The 16,514-nt window shown below is 33.1% G+C and carries 11 protein-coding genes and 1 tRNA gene; 4 read left to right on the top strand and 8 right to left on the bottom strand.

Annotated features, from left to right (window positions below):
- Window positions 1–23: 23 nt before the first annotated feature.
- The 6 genes from FJV36_RS10290 to FJV36_RS10265 form a co-directional block, all read right to left on the bottom strand.
- Window positions 24–1,352, bottom strand: a complete 1,329-nt coding sequence (locus FJV36_RS10290) for an MFS transporter (RefSeq protein ID WP_158729751.1) — start codon at window positions 1,350–1,352, stop codon at window positions 24–26.
- 158 nt (window positions 1,353–1,510) lie between these two features.
- The gene (locus FJV36_RS10285; RefSeq protein WP_158729752.1) at window positions 1,511–2,323 is read right to left on the bottom strand and encodes a M48 family metallopeptidase; all 813 of its coding nucleotides are present in this window, start codon (window positions 2,321–2,323) and stop codon (window positions 1,511–1,513) included.
- Between the two features lie 78 nt (window positions 2,324–2,401).
- Window positions 2,402–4,807 (bottom strand): glycoside hydrolase family 31 protein, encoded by a 2,406-nt coding sequence (locus FJV36_RS10280; RefSeq protein ID WP_158729753.1) that lies wholly within the window; start codon window positions 4,805–4,807, stop codon window positions 2,402–2,404.
- Between the two features lie 160 nt (window positions 4,808–4,967).
- Window positions 4,968–6,875 carry a 1,4-alpha-glucan branching protein GlgB gene (glgB, locus tag FJV36_RS10275; RefSeq protein ID WP_158981067.1) on the bottom strand — a complete coding sequence of 636 codons (1,908 nt, stop codon included), beginning with the start codon at window positions 6,873–6,875 and terminating at the stop codon, window positions 4,968–4,970.
- Window positions 6,876–6,913: 38 nt separating this feature from the next.
- Window positions 6,914–8,194 (bottom strand): glucose-1-phosphate adenylyltransferase, encoded by a 1,281-nt coding sequence (locus FJV36_RS10270; RefSeq protein ID WP_158981065.1) that lies wholly within the window; start codon window positions 8,192–8,194, stop codon window positions 6,914–6,916.
- Window positions 8,191–9,612, bottom strand: a complete 1,422-nt coding sequence (locus FJV36_RS10265; protein ID WP_158729756.1) for a glycogen synthase — start codon at window positions 9,610–9,612, stop codon at window positions 8,191–8,193. Before FJV36_RS10265 ends, FJV36_RS10270 begins: the two co-directional genes overlap by 4 nt.
- 309 nt (window positions 9,613–9,921) lie before the next feature.
- Between FJV36_RS10265 and FJV36_RS10260 the strand changes: the two genes are divergently transcribed.
- Window positions 9,922–10,620, top strand: a complete 699-nt coding sequence (locus tag FJV36_RS10260; RefSeq protein ID WP_347752963.1) for an alpha/beta hydrolase — start codon at window positions 9,922–9,924, stop codon at window positions 10,618–10,620.
- Window positions 10,621–10,640: 20 nt separating this feature from the next.
- Window positions 10,641–11,027 carry a peptide-methionine (R)-S-oxide reductase MsrB gene (gene msrB / locus FJV36_RS10255; protein ID WP_158729758.1) on the top strand — a complete coding sequence of 129 codons (387 nt, stop codon included), beginning with the start codon at window positions 10,641–10,643 and terminating at the stop codon, window positions 11,025–11,027.
- A gap of 397 nt (window positions 11,028–11,424) precedes the next feature.
- Here msrB and FJV36_RS10250 read toward each other — a convergent pair.
- Window positions 11,425–11,499 (bottom strand) — tRNA-Val (locus tag FJV36_RS10250).
- A 211-nt stretch (window positions 11,500–11,710) separates the two neighbouring features.
- Between FJV36_RS10250 and FJV36_RS10245 the strand changes: the two genes are divergently transcribed.
- The gene (locus tag FJV36_RS10245) at window positions 11,711–13,498 is read left to right on the top strand and encodes an ABC transporter ATP-binding protein (RefSeq protein ID WP_158729759.1); all 1,788 of its coding nucleotides are present in this window, start codon (window positions 11,711–11,713) and stop codon (window positions 13,496–13,498) included.
- Between the two features lie 61 nt (window positions 13,499–13,559).
- Here FJV36_RS10245 and FJV36_RS10240 read toward each other — a convergent pair whose 3' ends face one another.
- Window positions 13,560–14,729: a proline dehydrogenase family protein gene (locus tag FJV36_RS10240; protein ID WP_158729760.1), complete on the bottom strand. Its 1,170-nt coding sequence runs from the start codon at window positions 14,727–14,729 to the stop codon at window positions 13,560–13,562.
- A 659-nt stretch (window positions 14,730–15,388) separates the two neighbouring features.
- Between FJV36_RS10240 and aroB the strand changes: the two genes are divergently transcribed.
- The gene (gene aroB, locus FJV36_RS10235) at window positions 15,389–16,456 is read left to right on the top strand and encodes a 3-dehydroquinate synthase (protein ID WP_158729761.1); all 1,068 of its coding nucleotides are present in this window, start codon (window positions 15,389–15,391) and stop codon (window positions 16,454–16,456) included.
- Window positions 16,457–16,514 lie beyond the last annotated feature (58 nt).

The following is a 16,514-nucleotide window of genomic DNA, read 5'->3' as shown; positions in this document are numbered from 1 at the left end:
TTAAAAGATATTGAAAAGGTGTTTTACGATTGTAAAACACCTTTTTTTGGAACTTTGCTCAAAAGAATTACAGCAATTATAAAGAAAAGCGCCAATATAGCAATAGCAAGTCTAGGACTTCCAGTCTTTTGATCTACAATTCCATAAACTACCATTCCTATAACAATACCTATTTTTTCGGCTACGTCATAAAAACTAAAAAAAGATGCCGTATCTGTAGTTTGAGGCAACAACTTTGAATAAGTAGACCTAGATAATGACTGAATGCCACCCATAACAAGTCCTACGCAACTGGCCATAATATAAAATTCCTTTGGTTGTGTGATCAAGTAAGCTGCAAGGCATAATAATACCCAAAAGCAATTGATAAAGATTAAAGTTGGAATATTACCAAATTTATTAGAGGCTTTTGACGTTAAAAATGCGCCTAAAACTGCGACCAATTGAATAAGCAAAATACAAATTATCAAACCTGTTGTACCTTGTTCTTTAGTTGGCCATTCAATTTCTTGAGCACCAAAATAAGTTGCTACCAGCATCACGGTTTGAACTGCCATACTTGACACGAAAAAACTTCTTAAATATGCTTTTAAAGCTTTATTTTCTTGCAATAAAAGCCATACTTTTTTGAGTTCATTAAAACCATTAAACACTACTTGACGGGTAACTTTGTGACCATTATTTTTGTTTCCATTTGGTAGATAATAATATGAATATTGGCTAAAAAGAATCCACCAAACACCTACCATAACAAAAGAGTAGCGCATTGCCTTCATTGCAGCTTCTCCATCAGTGCCTGAAATTCCAAAAAGCTTAGGTTTCATAATCATTAATAAATTAATAACTAATAGAATAACACTCCCGCAATATCCCATGGAATAGCCTTTGGCACTTATTTGATCTTGTTGGTCTTCATGGGCAATATCTGGTAAATAAGAGTTATAAAAAACCAAACTCCCCCAATATCCTATTAGTCCTAATAAATAAAATAATAAACCAACATATATATTATCAAGGTCAAACCAATACAAACCCATACAGGATAAGGCCCCCAAATAACAAAAGAATTTCATAAACGCCTTTTTATTTCCAACATAATCAGCAATCCCAGATAATAACGGAGATAAAAATGAAACTAGCAAAAAAGCAAAAGCTGTGATAAAGCTTATCAACGCTGAATTCTTAAGGTGCATCCCAAAAACATCAATATAATGACTGCGGTCGGCAAACAATGCATCATAAAAAATAGGAAAAACAGCTGATGCAATTGTTAAGGTATAGACGGAGTTTGCCCAATCATAAAAAGCCCAGGCATTTAATAATTTTTTACTTCCTTTTTCTAATTTAGCCATGTGCTTTTTTTTGGTTACGAATGTATTTATTTTTTTTCAAGAACAATGCAAAACCTTTATTTTTTACACATTAAGAAATCATTATTCATGAAATCATCTTTTATAAACAAGAAAAGCTATCCATTACGGATAGCTTTTCTTGAAAACAAATTTATATACTATTTCAGTACTCCTATTTTAGCAGCTATTGCTTTAGCTTCGGGTATGTATGCTTGTAAATTAGTAATTCTGGTCGCATCAGATGGGTGCGTACTCATAAATTCTGGTGGTGCTTGACCATTAGATTGAGCCGACATACGCTGCCAAAAAGAAATAGACATCTCAGGATTATATCCTGCAATAGTCATTAAAACCAGTCCTATTTTGTCAGCCTCTGTTTCATGACTTCTACTAAAAGGAAGCATACCGCCAAACTGAGACCCTAAACCATACGCCTGACTCCATATTTGTTGTGTTTTTTCACTTTTGCCTCCAGTGGCAACTGCTACTCCAACGGCGCCTAATTGTTGCAACTGAGATGCACTCATACGTTGCGCGCCATGATCTGCAAGAGCGTGTGAAACTTCATGCCCCATAACCGTCGCCAGACCTGCATCATCTTTAGTAACAGGTAAAATCCCGGAATACACTACAATTTTTCCTCCAGGCATACACCAAGCATTTATCTCTTTATTCTCAATTAATTTGTATTCCCATCGGTAGTCTGCTAAATACTGTCCTTGACCTAAATACTTTAAATATTTTTCTGCAGCCGCTTTAATTCGGAAACCAATAGTTTCTACTTTCTTTGCATCAGCAGTTCCTGTAATTACTTTATTCTCTTTCAGGAATGTATCATATTGTTGAAAGGCTGTTGGGAACAACTGATTATTTGGTACAAAATTGAGTGTTTTTTTACCTGTAATGGGATTGGTAGCGCAAGAATATATCAAACCTAAAGTGATCATACCAACTAATACGTATTTTTTCATAACTGTAATTTTATAAGAATCAAAAATACAATAAATGCACCTTCTGTACTTACATAATTATTAAAAATAGTTTCAATATTAATCCAAGTTACCCATAATATGAAAAGATGTAAATCCTTTTTCAACAAGAATATATCCTTCTTTTTCTAAGGTATTACTATCAAATGCGACTGCTACATTATCAATTTCTAAAGTTTTAACCTTAAAAGGCAATCCTATTAAATTCATTTTATACTTTGAATAATTGGTAACGTACTTCCCTTCTTGATGCGATTGAATGATCAATTCATTTTCTTTACCAGTAGCTTGGAAAGACATAAAACTGTAGCGCCCCTTTTTATAATCATAACCGTCTTGCGCATCCTCATACACCACGGATAATTCTTTACCCTCTTTGTAAAAAATATCTAGTATCAATTCATCAAACTCAAGTTCTCCCACGTACTGTTGAACCGGATATTTTGGAATAATAGATCCTGCTTTTATAAAAATTGGAATTTGATCAAACTTAGTATCCACCCAAATTTCTTTTCCTCCTTTACACAACTCGTTAGTCCAATAATTATACCATTCGCCACGTGGTAAATACATTCTTCTACCTAAAGCATTGGGTTCTAAAATGGGACAGACTAATATTTGATTGCCAAAAACAAACTCATCATTTCGATAGTGGGTTTGAGGATCTTCTTGATCAAAGTACACTAATGGCTTCAACATTGGTACACCTTCTTCGATGTACTGCCAAAACATGGTATACAAGTAAGGCAACAATTGGTATCGTAAATTTACAAACTTTCGAGTAATATCAATCACTTCATCATCAAAAGCCCAAGGTTCTTGATCGCCATGATCTCCAGAAGAATGCGTTCTACAAAAGGGGTGAAATACTCCTAATTGTATCCATCTAGCATACAATTCCCCCGAGGGTTGCTCTGCAAAACCACCAATATCTGAACCTGTAAAACCCATTCCTGAAATGGACATACGCTGTACTTGTATGTTTGCAATCCATAAATGCTCCCACGTAGCTACATTGTCACCTGTCCATGAAGAAGTGTAACGTTGTGCACCAGCATAAGCTGATCGTGTAATAACAAATGGCCTCTTAGGGTAGGCAAAACGTTTTACACCATGATAAGTGGCTCTAGCCATTTGAGTACCATAAATATTGTGTGCTTTCCTATGGCTACATGGATTTCCATCGTAATGATGACGCACGTCCATAGGAAATGTTTTATTAGGAACTTCCATAACGGCAGGCTCGTTCATATCATTCCAAACTCCTTTTACACCAATATCCGATATTAATTCTTTAAATAAACCCGCCCACCATTCTCTTACAGTGGGATTTGTGAAATCAGGAAAATTACATTCACCTGGCCAAACTTTCCCTTTCATATAAGGACCATCGGCACGTTTACAAAAATAATCATTTGCCAATGCTTCTTTATAAATGGAATATTCCTTGTCTATTTTTATCCCTGGATCAATAATTACTACTGTTTTAAAACCATCTTCGGCAAGTTCAGCTACCATTTTTTTAGGATCCGGGAAATAGTTTTTGTTCCATGTAAAACATCTAAAACCGTCCATATAATCAATGTCAAGATACAAAGCATCGCAAGGAATCTTTAGCTCTCTAAACTTAGCAGCAACATCTTTTAAATTACTCTCGGGATAGTAACTCCATTTGCATTGGTGGTAACCTAATGCCCATAAAGGTGGTAATTCTGGCTTACCTGTTAAATCCGTGTAAGTTGTTACCACATCTTGCATTTGTGGACCGTAAATAAAATAATAATTCATCTCTCCACCTTCGGCCCAATAACTAGTTACGTTACGACGTTCATGACAAAAATCAAAAAATGTTCTAAAAGTATTGTCAAAGAAAATTCCGTATGATTTTTTGTTGTGTAAACCTATGTAAAACGGAACTACTTTATAAAGTGGTTCTTGATCTTTTTGAAATGCATATTGATCTGTTGCAAAATTTTCAATACGTTTTCCTTTAAGATTCATTTGAGTGGCTTTATCACCTAAACCGTAAAAACATTCGCCGTCTTTTGAGGACTTACTCATTTTTACAATGTTCCCACCATATTCATAACTTTCTTCCCAGTGAAATCCTAGTTCGTCCACGAGAATAATTGTATCTTCTAAGTCATAAATAGAAAGTCTCATGTCTGATTTTTCAATCCTACATTTAACTTTGCTTGTTTTTATTTGGTAAAACTCTTCATGTTCACTTACCTCAAGAAAATTATACCCATGCGAATGGCTTTTATCAATAGCATACGAAAAATCATTGCTAAAATAGCCTTTGGTGGTAAACCTAAAACGTATTAAACTATCCCTTAATACTGTTACTTTTAGAATAACACTGTTGGATGTGTGAAAAAAAACAGAATCAACATCATGTTCAAACGATACTATTCTTTTAGGATACATGTCTCCTTTATACTCTAGTTCTGTATTTGTAATCATGTGGTATGGTATTTATTTAGACTTGTTTTTAAAAATCAAACATACAAAAAACGAACGTAATCTATTTAAAACCTGATATTTATTAACGAAAACGTTATATATGATTCTTGATATGCGCTATCCGTTTTTTAAATAAAAATGAAAATTTGTACATCAATATTTATTCAATCTGGAAAGTAATAACACTCAATGGAGGAAGAGTCAAAGCAACTGAATAATCTTTACCATCATAAGGAATATTTTGAATTAACATCCTGTTTGAGTTTTGCACACCACTACCTCCATAAATCAAGTCGTCACTATTAAAAATTGAATTTAAAGATCCTGGCTTTGGAATACCAATACTATAGTTTTCTCTAACCACTGGCGTAAAATTACACACAACAACTAAATCATCTTCTTGATTATTTCCTTTTCTTATAAATGAAAAAACTGCATTTTGATGATCTGAATAATTAATCCATTCAAAACCATCAGGACTAAATTGTTTTTCATATAATGCAGGTTGTGATTTATACAATGCATTCAAATCTGTAATAATCTTTTTAATTCCTTTGTGAAAAGAAAATTCAAGTAAATGCCAATCTAAGCTTTTTTCAAAATTCCATTCGCTACTTTGACCAAATTCACCGCCCATAAACAGGAGCTTGGTACCTGGATGCATGAACATATAGGCATATAAAAGTCTAAGATTTGCAAATTTTTGCCACTCATCACCGGGCATTCTTCCTAAAATAGATTTTTTGCCATAAACCACTTCATCATGTGATAGTGGTAACATAAAATTTTCTGTAAAGGCATATGTCATGGAGAATGACAATTCATTTTGATGGTATTTTCTATAGATAGTATCTTTTTTAAAATAGTCCAAGGTATCATGCATCCAACCCATCATCCATTTCATACCAAAACCTAAACCACCTATTGAGGTAGGTCTTGAAACCATTGGAAACGATGTACTTTCCTCTGCAATGGTTTGAACACCTTCATAATTAAGATAAACTGCTTCATTAAACTCTTTAAGAAAACTAATTGTATCCAGATTTTCCCGACCTCCGTAAATGTTGGGCTCCCACTCTCCTTCTTTTCGAGAATAATCTAAATACAACATCGACGCCACTGCATCTACACGCAATCCATCTGCATGGTAATGCTGTAACCAAAACAATGCGTTACTGATCAAAAAGGAACGAACTTCATTGCGTCCGTAATTAAATACCAAACTTTTCCAATCTGGATGATAGCCTTTTCTTCGATCTGGATGTTCAAAAAGATTAGAACCATCAAAATATCCTAAACCATGCGCATCATCTGGAAAATGAGATGGCACCCAATCCAGAATCACTCCTATTCCCTCTTGATGTAATTTATCTATCAAATACATGAGATCTTGAGGGTTTCCAAATCTTGATGTTGGAGCAAAATATCCTACTAACTGATATCCCCAAGATGGATCGTAAGGATATTCCATTATAGGCATAAATTCTACATGAGTAAACCCCGTTTCTTTGAGATATTGAACTAAATCAAGTGCTAATTCTTGATACGAAAGAAAACTATTATCCTCAACGTGACGTTTCCAAGACCCTAAATGCATCTCGTAAACAGAAATAGGTTTGTTTAAACTATTACTTTCTTTTCTGTTTTGCATCCATTTTGCATCGTTCCAATCGTAATCAAGATCCCATACAACAGAGGCTGTTTTTGGCGGTTGCTCACAAAAAAAAGCAAAAGGATCTGCTTTCTCAGTGATAATACCATCAATATTAGATTGAATTTTGTACTTGTAAATGGCACCTTTTTCAATATTAGGAATAAATCCTTCCCAAATTCCTGATGAATCCCATCTTACGTTCAACAAATGTTCATTTTGTTGCCAAAAATTAAAATCGCCCACTACAGAAACAGAACTTGCCGATGGTGCCCAAACTGCAAAGTAAACCCCTTGCACTCCGTTCACAGACAAAATGTGTGCACCTAGTTTTTCATAAAGTCTAAAATGCTTGCCCGCTTTGAACAAGTCAATATCAAAATCAGTAAAAAGAGAGTGTGTGATAACAGTATTCATATAGGATTTGTGCACATTTAAATGATGTACTATTTAAATTATTTAATACTAAAATTATCTGGTAATACGGCTCCTTTTTTTATTACGACAATACCATCTTTAATGGCATATAAATCTGCAGAGAAATCAGCTAGATGACTTCCTCCGTTTATGTGAACATCATTCCCTATCCTACAATTTTTATCTACTATTGCATTATTGATGTAGCAACGCTCACCAATTCCTACTAATAGTTTTCCATTGGTAATGTCATGATCCATCTCATCAATGTTTTGATAAAAATCATTTCCCATAATATAACAATTCTGAATAATTGTTCCAGTACCTATTCTTGAACGAATTCCTATAACAGAATTGTTTATTTCTTTGGCGTTCAAAATACAACCTTCAGATATCAAAGAACGTTCAACCATGGTCTTTTGAAATTTAGAAGGAGGCAAAAGTCTCGGTCTTGTAAAAATCTTATTGGTATCATCAAATAAATTAAACTTTGGTAAATCCTCGGTTAAGCCAATATTTGCTTCAAAGAAAGAATCAATATTTCCAATATCAGTCCAATATCCTTCATATTGATAACTTAGTATTTTTTTACTGCCCACTGCTTGGGGAATAATTTCTTTACCAAAATCCTTTGTTTCTTTATTAGACATGATGTCTACTAACAAATCTTTGTTAAAGATATAAATACCCATTGAGGCTAGGTAATGCTTACCCTCCTGTTTCATTTGGTCACTTACATCTGATTCCCAATCTGGCAATAATTCTTTAGCCGGTTTTTCAATAAAAGATTCAATACAACTTTCAGAATTAGTTTTAAGGATACCAAATTCGGGTGCATCTTTTGCATTAACTGGTAAAGTTGCAATGGTAATATCGGCTTGTCGTTTGATATGTTCTTCAACCATCTCATTAAAGTCCATTTGATACAATTGATCTCCAGAAAGAATCAATGCATAATCAAACTCATGATTTAAAAAATGGGGCATACATTGTCTTACAGCATCTGCAGTGCCTTGAAACCAAGTTGGGTTATCTGGAGTTTGCTCCGCAGCCAATATGTCAACAAAAGAATGACTAAAAATGCTAAAGTTATAGGTGTTTTTTATGTGAGCATTTAAGGACGCCGAATTGAATTGAGTCAATACAAATATTCTATAAATATCTGAATTCATACAATTTGAAATAGGAATATCTACCAATCTATACTTCCCTCCAATGGGCACAGCAGGTTTAGATCTCGACTCTGTTAAAGGATATAATCTGGAACCTTGTCCACCACCTAAAATAATTGCAATAACATTTTTCTTTTTAGCGTTCATTTTTTGTCAATTATAGCATTGTACATTTCTAAATATTCTTGACAGACACGTTCCCACGAATTGTCTGTTTTCATTCCTCTCTCAATAACTTCGTTAATTGCTTCTTTGTCTTGAAAAAGCTGTTTTGCACGCCGTATTGAATAACAAATATCCACAACAGATGCCTGATCATGACAAATACCGTTTCCATCATCACCAAAATCAATTACCGTATCTCTTAATCCTCCTGTTCTTCTCACAATTGGAATTGTCCCGTAACGCATAGCATACATTTGATTCAGTCCACAAGGCTCCACTCTTGATGGCATTAACATAAAATCAGAACCTGCATAAACTAAATGGGCTAGGGCTTCATTGTAACCAATACTGGCATTAAAATTACCTTTAAATTCCGGAATAAGATTTTTTAATTTGTCCTCTATAACTTCGTTTCCTGACCCTAAAACAAAAATATTGATTTCTTTAGCGTGTTCATTTAAAGCATAGTAGGCTGCATCTGGTAATAAATCACCTCCTTTTTCATCAAATAATCGTCCAATAAAACTAAAAAGCGGTTTTGTGGAGTCAAGATTAAAGAGCAAACAAAGCTTTTCTTTATTGGTCATTTTCCCCATTTCAAAGTCAGCCATTGCATAATTCCTTTCTATCATTTCATCCGTCAGAGGATTCCAAATCTCTACATCTATTCCGTTCAAAATTCCTTTGGACTTGTACCGTACATTTTGAAACAGCGATTCTAATCCATTGGCAAAACCATTTATTTCGTCTAAATAACTAGGAGAAACGGTTGTAACTCCACCTGCACATTTTACGGCTACAGCCAATGAATTAATACAATTATCCCATTCTAAAATGTTTTTATGAATCAAATCAAACTCTGGAATGTAATTCATTTTTTCGAATCCAAATTGCCCTTGATACAAGCCATTATGAATTGTAATCACGGTGGGAACTGCTCGGAGTTTTTCATATTTAAAGCTATACAACATCATAAACGGAATTAAACCTGTATGATGGTCATGGCAATTGATAATATCTGGAATTGTATCTCTATTTGAAATAAAATCTAAAGCAGCTATCTGAAATGCCAAAAAGCGTTCAATATCATCTTGAAAACCATATACTTGCTTCCTATCAAATAATTCAGGTATGGCAATCAAATACAATTCAAATCCTAATTTATTAGTTGCTTCTTTGTGAACACTAAAAGGAAAATTTAAATTACCTAAAGATACATTTCCATTAAAAACCGTTTCAAATGCATTTTCATTTATAAAAACCACATCATATTCAGGGATTATAACCCGAACCTCATGACCTGCTTTAGCTTGATACTTAGGTAATGCCCCAACAACATCGGCAAGACCACCAACTTTTGCAACGGGAAAACATTCTGCACTAATATGAAATAACTCCATGAATTTAAACTGTGTTTCAAAAAAATACTTTTTGTTAAAAAAACATTTAAATATCTTTTAAAGGTGTAAAAAAAAGTACTTTTATATTTTTCTAAATTTAGTAAAAAAATTACAAAAAAATAATCCTAACGCAAATTTAGTATAATGACAAAAAAGAGTACCGTTCATACACAATCCTTAAAAATTCCCAAGATAATTTTACATACAAGCAAATTAATCGCTTTTTTCTCTTCAAAATTAGTGACCCTATTTACTGCAAAACTATTCACTACACCCACAAAATATAAGGTTCCCAAAAGAGAACTCACAATGGAAAGTAAAAGTTTAAAAAGTAAATTATACGTTCCTGCAATTAACAAAGAAATTTTCCTCTATAAATATGGCAATAGCGAAAGAAAAATACTACTTGTGCACGGTTGGGCTGGTCGTGGAACACAACTATTTAAAATAGCAGATGCTCTTTTGCAAAAAAATTATCAAACAATTAGTTTTGACGCACCTGCACATGGAAAATCCCAAGGCTCATCAGCAGTGATGACGGACTTTATAGCATCAATAGTTGAAATTGATAAAATACATGGTCCGTTTGACGGTATTGTTGGTCATTCATTAGGAGGAATGGCAGTACTAAACGCTATTAAAAATGGAATCAAAGTCAATAAAGCAATTATTATTGGTAGCGGTGATGTTGTGTCAGATATTATAAATGACTTTATTGCTAAACTAAAACTAGACCCAAAAATAGCTATTTCATTACGCGCTCATTTTGAAGAAAAATACAAGGATGATATGAATAATTATTCGGCATCTCATGCAGCAAAGGAAGTACATATACCTGTTCTAGTAATTCATGATGAAGATGATCCAGAAGTTCCAGTAACTGCTGCAAAGAACATTCACAATCATTTAAAAAAAGGAGAATTAATGGTAACAAACGGTCTTGGACACCGAAAAATATTAGGAAACTCAAAAGTAATTGAAGCAACAATAGATTTTTTAGAAAAATAAATTTACAAACTACTTATAACATGAAATATCCAATAGAAAAAACAGAAGAAGAATGGAAAGCGCTTTTGGGAGAAGATAGATATCGAATTTTACGTCTCAAAGGCACCGAATATCCACATACAGGAACGTTCAATTTGCACTTTGAAAAAGGAACCTATACCTGTGGAGCTTGCAATGAAAGTTTATTTGAAAGCAATACAAAATTTGATGCACATTGCGGATGGCCTTCTTTTGATGAATCAATACCCGGCAAAGTACAGTATATTGATGATGTATCTCACGGAATGAAACGTACTGAAATTTTATGCGCCACTTGCGGCAGTCATTTAGGACATGTATTTAATGATGGCCCTACAAAAACAGGTCAAAGATATTGTGTGAATTCGCTCTCTATCAACTTTAAGTAAACGATAAAAAGGGATTAAGTCATTCGTACTTAATCCCTTTTTCTATTTAACTCAAGAAAGAAGCTTTATATATGGTCTTGCTGTTCATTGTGTAGAGGCTTACTTAAAATAAGGCATCGCATTTTCTTGGTTTGAGTTATTAAGATCAAAGACGTTCTTTACTGTATTTACAGTAGTGTTAGCAAAAGCTAAATACTGATTGAGTCCGTCCTTGAATTCCTATTACAATACTTGAAACATAGCTTATCCTAGTTTAGAACAGAAGGGATTTAGATTTCTTCAGATTTAGATTATCTAATCTTTTTGCATAATCCCCAACTTTTGAACTTGATCCCACATTACCTTATTAATTAAAAAAAGGACAAAAAAAAACTTCTCAATTTCTTGAGAAGTCTTGTGGGCGATGAGGGGTTCGAACCCCCGACCCCCTCGGTGTAAACGAGGTGCTCTGAACCAGCTGAGCTAATCGCCCTATTTTACTAGGTTGCTATCATTACCTGATTGCGAGTGCAAATATAGGCTTAGAATTTGATTCTGCAAGCCCTTTTTGCAAAAAATTTAAAAAAAAAATCGAATTAAAACATAATAATTTGATATACAGTTATTTGAATACAAAGCAAAACTACATATATTTTTTGTATTGATATATGATAGTTCTACATTTGCAGTATAAACAAATATCAATGGCTAGGTTCAAAGAAAACGATTTACCAAAATCAAAAATTACGGCATCATCCTTACAAAAAGCAACTGTAATTTTTCGCTTTGCGGGGAAACATCAATGGAAGTTTTATGTAGGTTTACTTTTTTTAGTTTTTACAGGAGGTACAGCTTTGGCATTTCCTAAGTTAATGGGGATGCTGATTGATTGTGTGAAGAATAAAGACAACGACCAAGCAAATCTAATTGCAGGAGGATTACTTGTGATCTTATTTCTTCAATCTATTTTTTCATTTTTCAGATTGTCCTTATTTGTGAATTTTACCGAGAACACACTTGCAAATCTAAGACTGGCATTATATTCTAATTTGGTTAAATTACCCATGTCTTTCTTTTCGCAAAAACGTGTAGGTGAACTTAACAGCCGAATTAGCTCTGATATTACACAAATACAAGATACACTTACATCAACCATTGCTGAATTTTTACGCCAGTTTATCTTAATTGTTGGAGGAGTTCTTCTATTGGCCAATGAAAGTATAAAACTTACCCTTTTGATGTTATCAGTTGTACCGCTGGTTGCAATTGCAGCTGTTGTATTTGGTAGATTTATCAGAAAATATTCTAAAAACGTTCAGGATAAAGTAGCAGAAAGTCAAGTTATTGTAGAGGAAACAATGCAGGGAATTAGTATTGTAAAAGCTTTTGCAAATGAATGGTATGAAATTGCTCGTTACAATTTAAAAATTAAAGAAGTTGTTTCAATTGCTATTAAGGGCGGTAAATACCGTGGATATTTTGCTTCCTTTATTATCTTCTGCCTTTTTGGGGCTATTGTGGCAGTAGTATGGTATGGTGTTCAATTGAGTATTAGTGGCGAAATGAGCGTGGGGCAATTGATTTCATTTGTTTTATACTCCACCTTTGTAGGCGCTTCTTTTGGTGGTATAGCAGAGCTTTATGCACAAATTCAAAAAGCAATTGGAGCAACGGAGCGCGTGTTTGAACTACTTGATGAAACTCCAGAAAAAATAAATTCAGCTGAAGCAATTGCTGCGATTCAAAAAATTGAGGGTACAGTAGAGTTCAGAAACGTAGCCTTTAGTTATCCGTCAAGGAAAGAAATAAAAGTATTAAAAAACGTGAATTTTTCGGCAAGTTTTGGTCAAAAAATAGCAATTGTAGGACCTAGTGGAACAGGTAAATCTACAATAGCTTCGCTCCTGCTTCGTTTTTACAATATTGACGGCGGTGAAGTTTTAATTGATGGAAAAAACATTTATGATTATGATCTTGAAAACTTGAGAGGAAATATGAGTATTGTTCCTCAAGATGTTATTCTTTTCGGAGGAACTATTAAAGAGAATATTGCTTACGGAAAACCAAATGCAACGGACCAAGAAATTTTAGTGGCAGCAAAACAAGCTAATGCATATCAATTTATAGAAAGTTTTCCAGAAAAATTTGAAACAATAGTAGGTGAAAGAGGAATAAAACTTTCAGGCGGACAACGTCAACGCATTGCAATTGCTAGAGCTTTATTAAAAAATCCTAGTATTTTAATCCTAGATGAAGCAACATCAGCTCTTGATAGTGAAAGTGAAAAATTAGTTCAAGAAGCTCTTGAAATTTTAATGGAGGGTAGAACCAGTATTATTATAGCACATAGGCTTTCTACCATTCGTTCTGCAGATCAAATATTAGTTTTAGATAATGGTATAATTGCTGAAAAAGGAACACATCAAGATTTAATTGTTCTTGAAAATGGAATTTATAAAAATTTAAGCAATCTTCAGTTTAGTAATTCTTAAATTATTTTTAGAACCAAAAAAAAACTCCAATTTGATAACAAATTGGAGTTTTTTGGTTTTATTATTTTCCTTTTCTTCTATTTCTTTCCGCTTTAATCATCATTAACTCTCGGCTTGTTTGACCGGCTACTGATGTGTTTTCTTCTGCGCGACGTATTAAATAAGGCATAACATCTCTTACAGGACCAAAAGGTAAATATTTAGAAACATTATAGCCTGAATTAGCCAGATTATAACTGATATTATCACTCATACCGTACAATTGCCCGAACCATATTCTATTATCATTTGATTTAATCCCTTTTTCAAGCATTAAATTCATAAGTGTATACGTACTTGACTCATTGTGAGTGCCAGCAAATATTGACATCATATCTAAGTTTTCAGTCATGTAACTAATGGCCGCATCATAATTAATATCCGTAGCTTCTTTAGAGACACAAATAGGTGTAGGATACCCTTTTTCTTGAGCACGTACATTTTCTTTCTCCATATACGCACCACGAACTATTTTCATACCTATATGAAATCCTTCATTTTTAGCTTGCTCATGTAATTTTTTCAGATAATCCAATCTGTCCCAACGGTACATTTGCAAAGTATTAAAAACAATTGCTTTTTCTTTATTGTATTTGCGCATCATTTGAGTCACAAGATCATCGGCAGCATCTTGCATCCAACTTTCTTCACCATCTATTAATAGTGACACATTTTTTTCATGAGCTTCTTTACAAACCAAATCAAATCGAGCTACCACTCTATTCCATTCAATTTGTTCTTCTTCATTTAATTTTTCATTATTACCTAGCTTTTCATACAATTCAAATCGTCCAAAACCTGTTGGTTTAAAAACGGCAAAAGGAATTGCATCTCTTTTCTTAGCAAAATCAATTGTTTTTAATGTCATCTTCAAAGCAGCATCAAACTGATCTTCTTCTTCTTTTCCTTCTACTGAATAATCCAATACAGAAGTCACGCCTTTAGTAAACATTTTATCTACAACGGTAAGACAGTCCATTTCATTGATACCACCGCAAAAATGATCAAAAACCGTAGCTCTTATTAATCCTTCTACTGGTAAATTTGCTTTGATTGCAAAATTGGTAACTGCAGTTCCTATTCTAACAAGAGGTTGATTAGCTATCATTTTGAATAAAAAGTAAGCACGATCAAGTTCTGTATCGCTTTTTAATGCAAAGGCAACTTGTGTATTATCAAATATCTTTTCCATTATCTGTTTTAATTTTATACAAATATAGGCAGACTTTGAATATTTTTATAAAATTTGATGCCAAAAAAAAGAAAAATGCAATATGAACTTTTTTAAAATATTAAATAATTTAAGAATTGATAAATTTATACATTTGACACTTCAAAATAAGATGTAAAAAAGATGCGAAAATATCAAACAACAATCTAATTAAGACAGTGAAATTGGGATGTTTTTTTTTTTGAAATGAGGTCAAGGCATAGTAAAGCTTAAACATGGCTTTCGACATTAAGCTAATTCTCACTATAATTAGCCGGAATGACCCCACTAAATAATGATACTAGGGCAATTTTTAAAATCAAAAAACTTTTTAGTAAATACTCACGCATGCCAAAAAAACATAAAAAAATCAGCTGCTCCGTTAGAACAAGCAGAATACAATGGAGTACAGATAGCGGTTTTTATTTTCGATGGATTAAATAAGAAGTAAACTGCTACAGGTTATTTGTTTAAAATTATAAACGAACCAACACGTAATGATTTTAAAACCGAATATTTGCTGTCAGGATTTTTTTAGGAAATACACGATAAAATAAATTATTGCAAGTGCATGAATATAACAGCTAATAAAAATGACCCGCAACAAACCTATTTAATAAACTTTATAAATAAAAATAAAAATGCAAACCATACAAGCCAATAATTATCCCATATACTTTAATGAAAATGCATACGTTGCACTAAATGAATATATCGCTAGTAATAAGTTTTCTAATATTTTTATTATTGTAGATAGTAATACAAATGAACATTGCTTGCCTATTTTTTTACCAAATCTTGAAACCGATTTAACGATCGAAATCATTGAATTTGAATGCGGAGAGGAAAATAAAAATATCGAAACATGTGTTCAAATATGGAATGTCCTTACGGAATTAAAAGCCGATAGAAAATCACTAGTTCTTAATTTAGGTGGTGGTGTTGTAACTGATTTAGGCGGATTTATTGCGTCTACTTTTAAGAGAGGTATTGAATTTATTCACATTCCTACTACACTACTGTCTATGGTTGATGCCTCTGTGGGAGGTAAAAACGGCGTTGATCTTGGTAATTTAAAAAACCAAATTGGGGTTATTAATGTTCCTAAAATGGTATTGATAGACACGCAATACTTAGAAACAGTGCCACAAAACGAAATGCGCTCTGGTCTTGCTGAAATGCTCAAACATGGCTTAATTTATGATGCAACGTATTGGAAAACATTCACCAATCTTGATGCCTTTGATTTTGCTGACTTTGACAAACTCATATATCGATCTGTTGAAATCAAAAATGAAATTGTAATGCAAGACCCAACAGAAAATAATATTCGAAAGTCTCTTAATTTTGGACACACATTAGGTCATGCAATTGAAAGCTATTTTCTAGAGAATGAATTAAAAAAAACACTACTACACGGTGAGGCAATAGCAGCTGGAATGATTTTAGAAAGCTATCTATCATGGCAAAAAGGGCTGTTGAAAACAGATGAATATTCTCAAATAAAGACAAGTATCAAACACATTTACGAAGATATTGTATTTGATCAAAAAGACATCGATCCCATCCTTGAATTACTTGTACATGACAAAAAAAATGAATACGGCGAGATACAATTTGCCTTAATTGAAGGCATTGGTAAAATTAAAATAAATCAATTGGTTGAAAATGAAATGATTCTTCAAGCCTTTCAGGATTATAAATCCTAAATATTTTTTTATAAAAAAGGATTGCATTACGTATATATTATTTTTTACATTTGCAGCA

Origin of the sequence: Flavobacterium sp. I-STPP5a, assembly GCF_009764685.1 — a bacterium.
GTDB lineage: Bacteria > Bacteroidota > Bacteroidia > Flavobacteriales > Flavobacteriaceae > Flavobacterium.
This window is presented reverse-complemented; position numbering and strand designations above follow the sequence as displayed.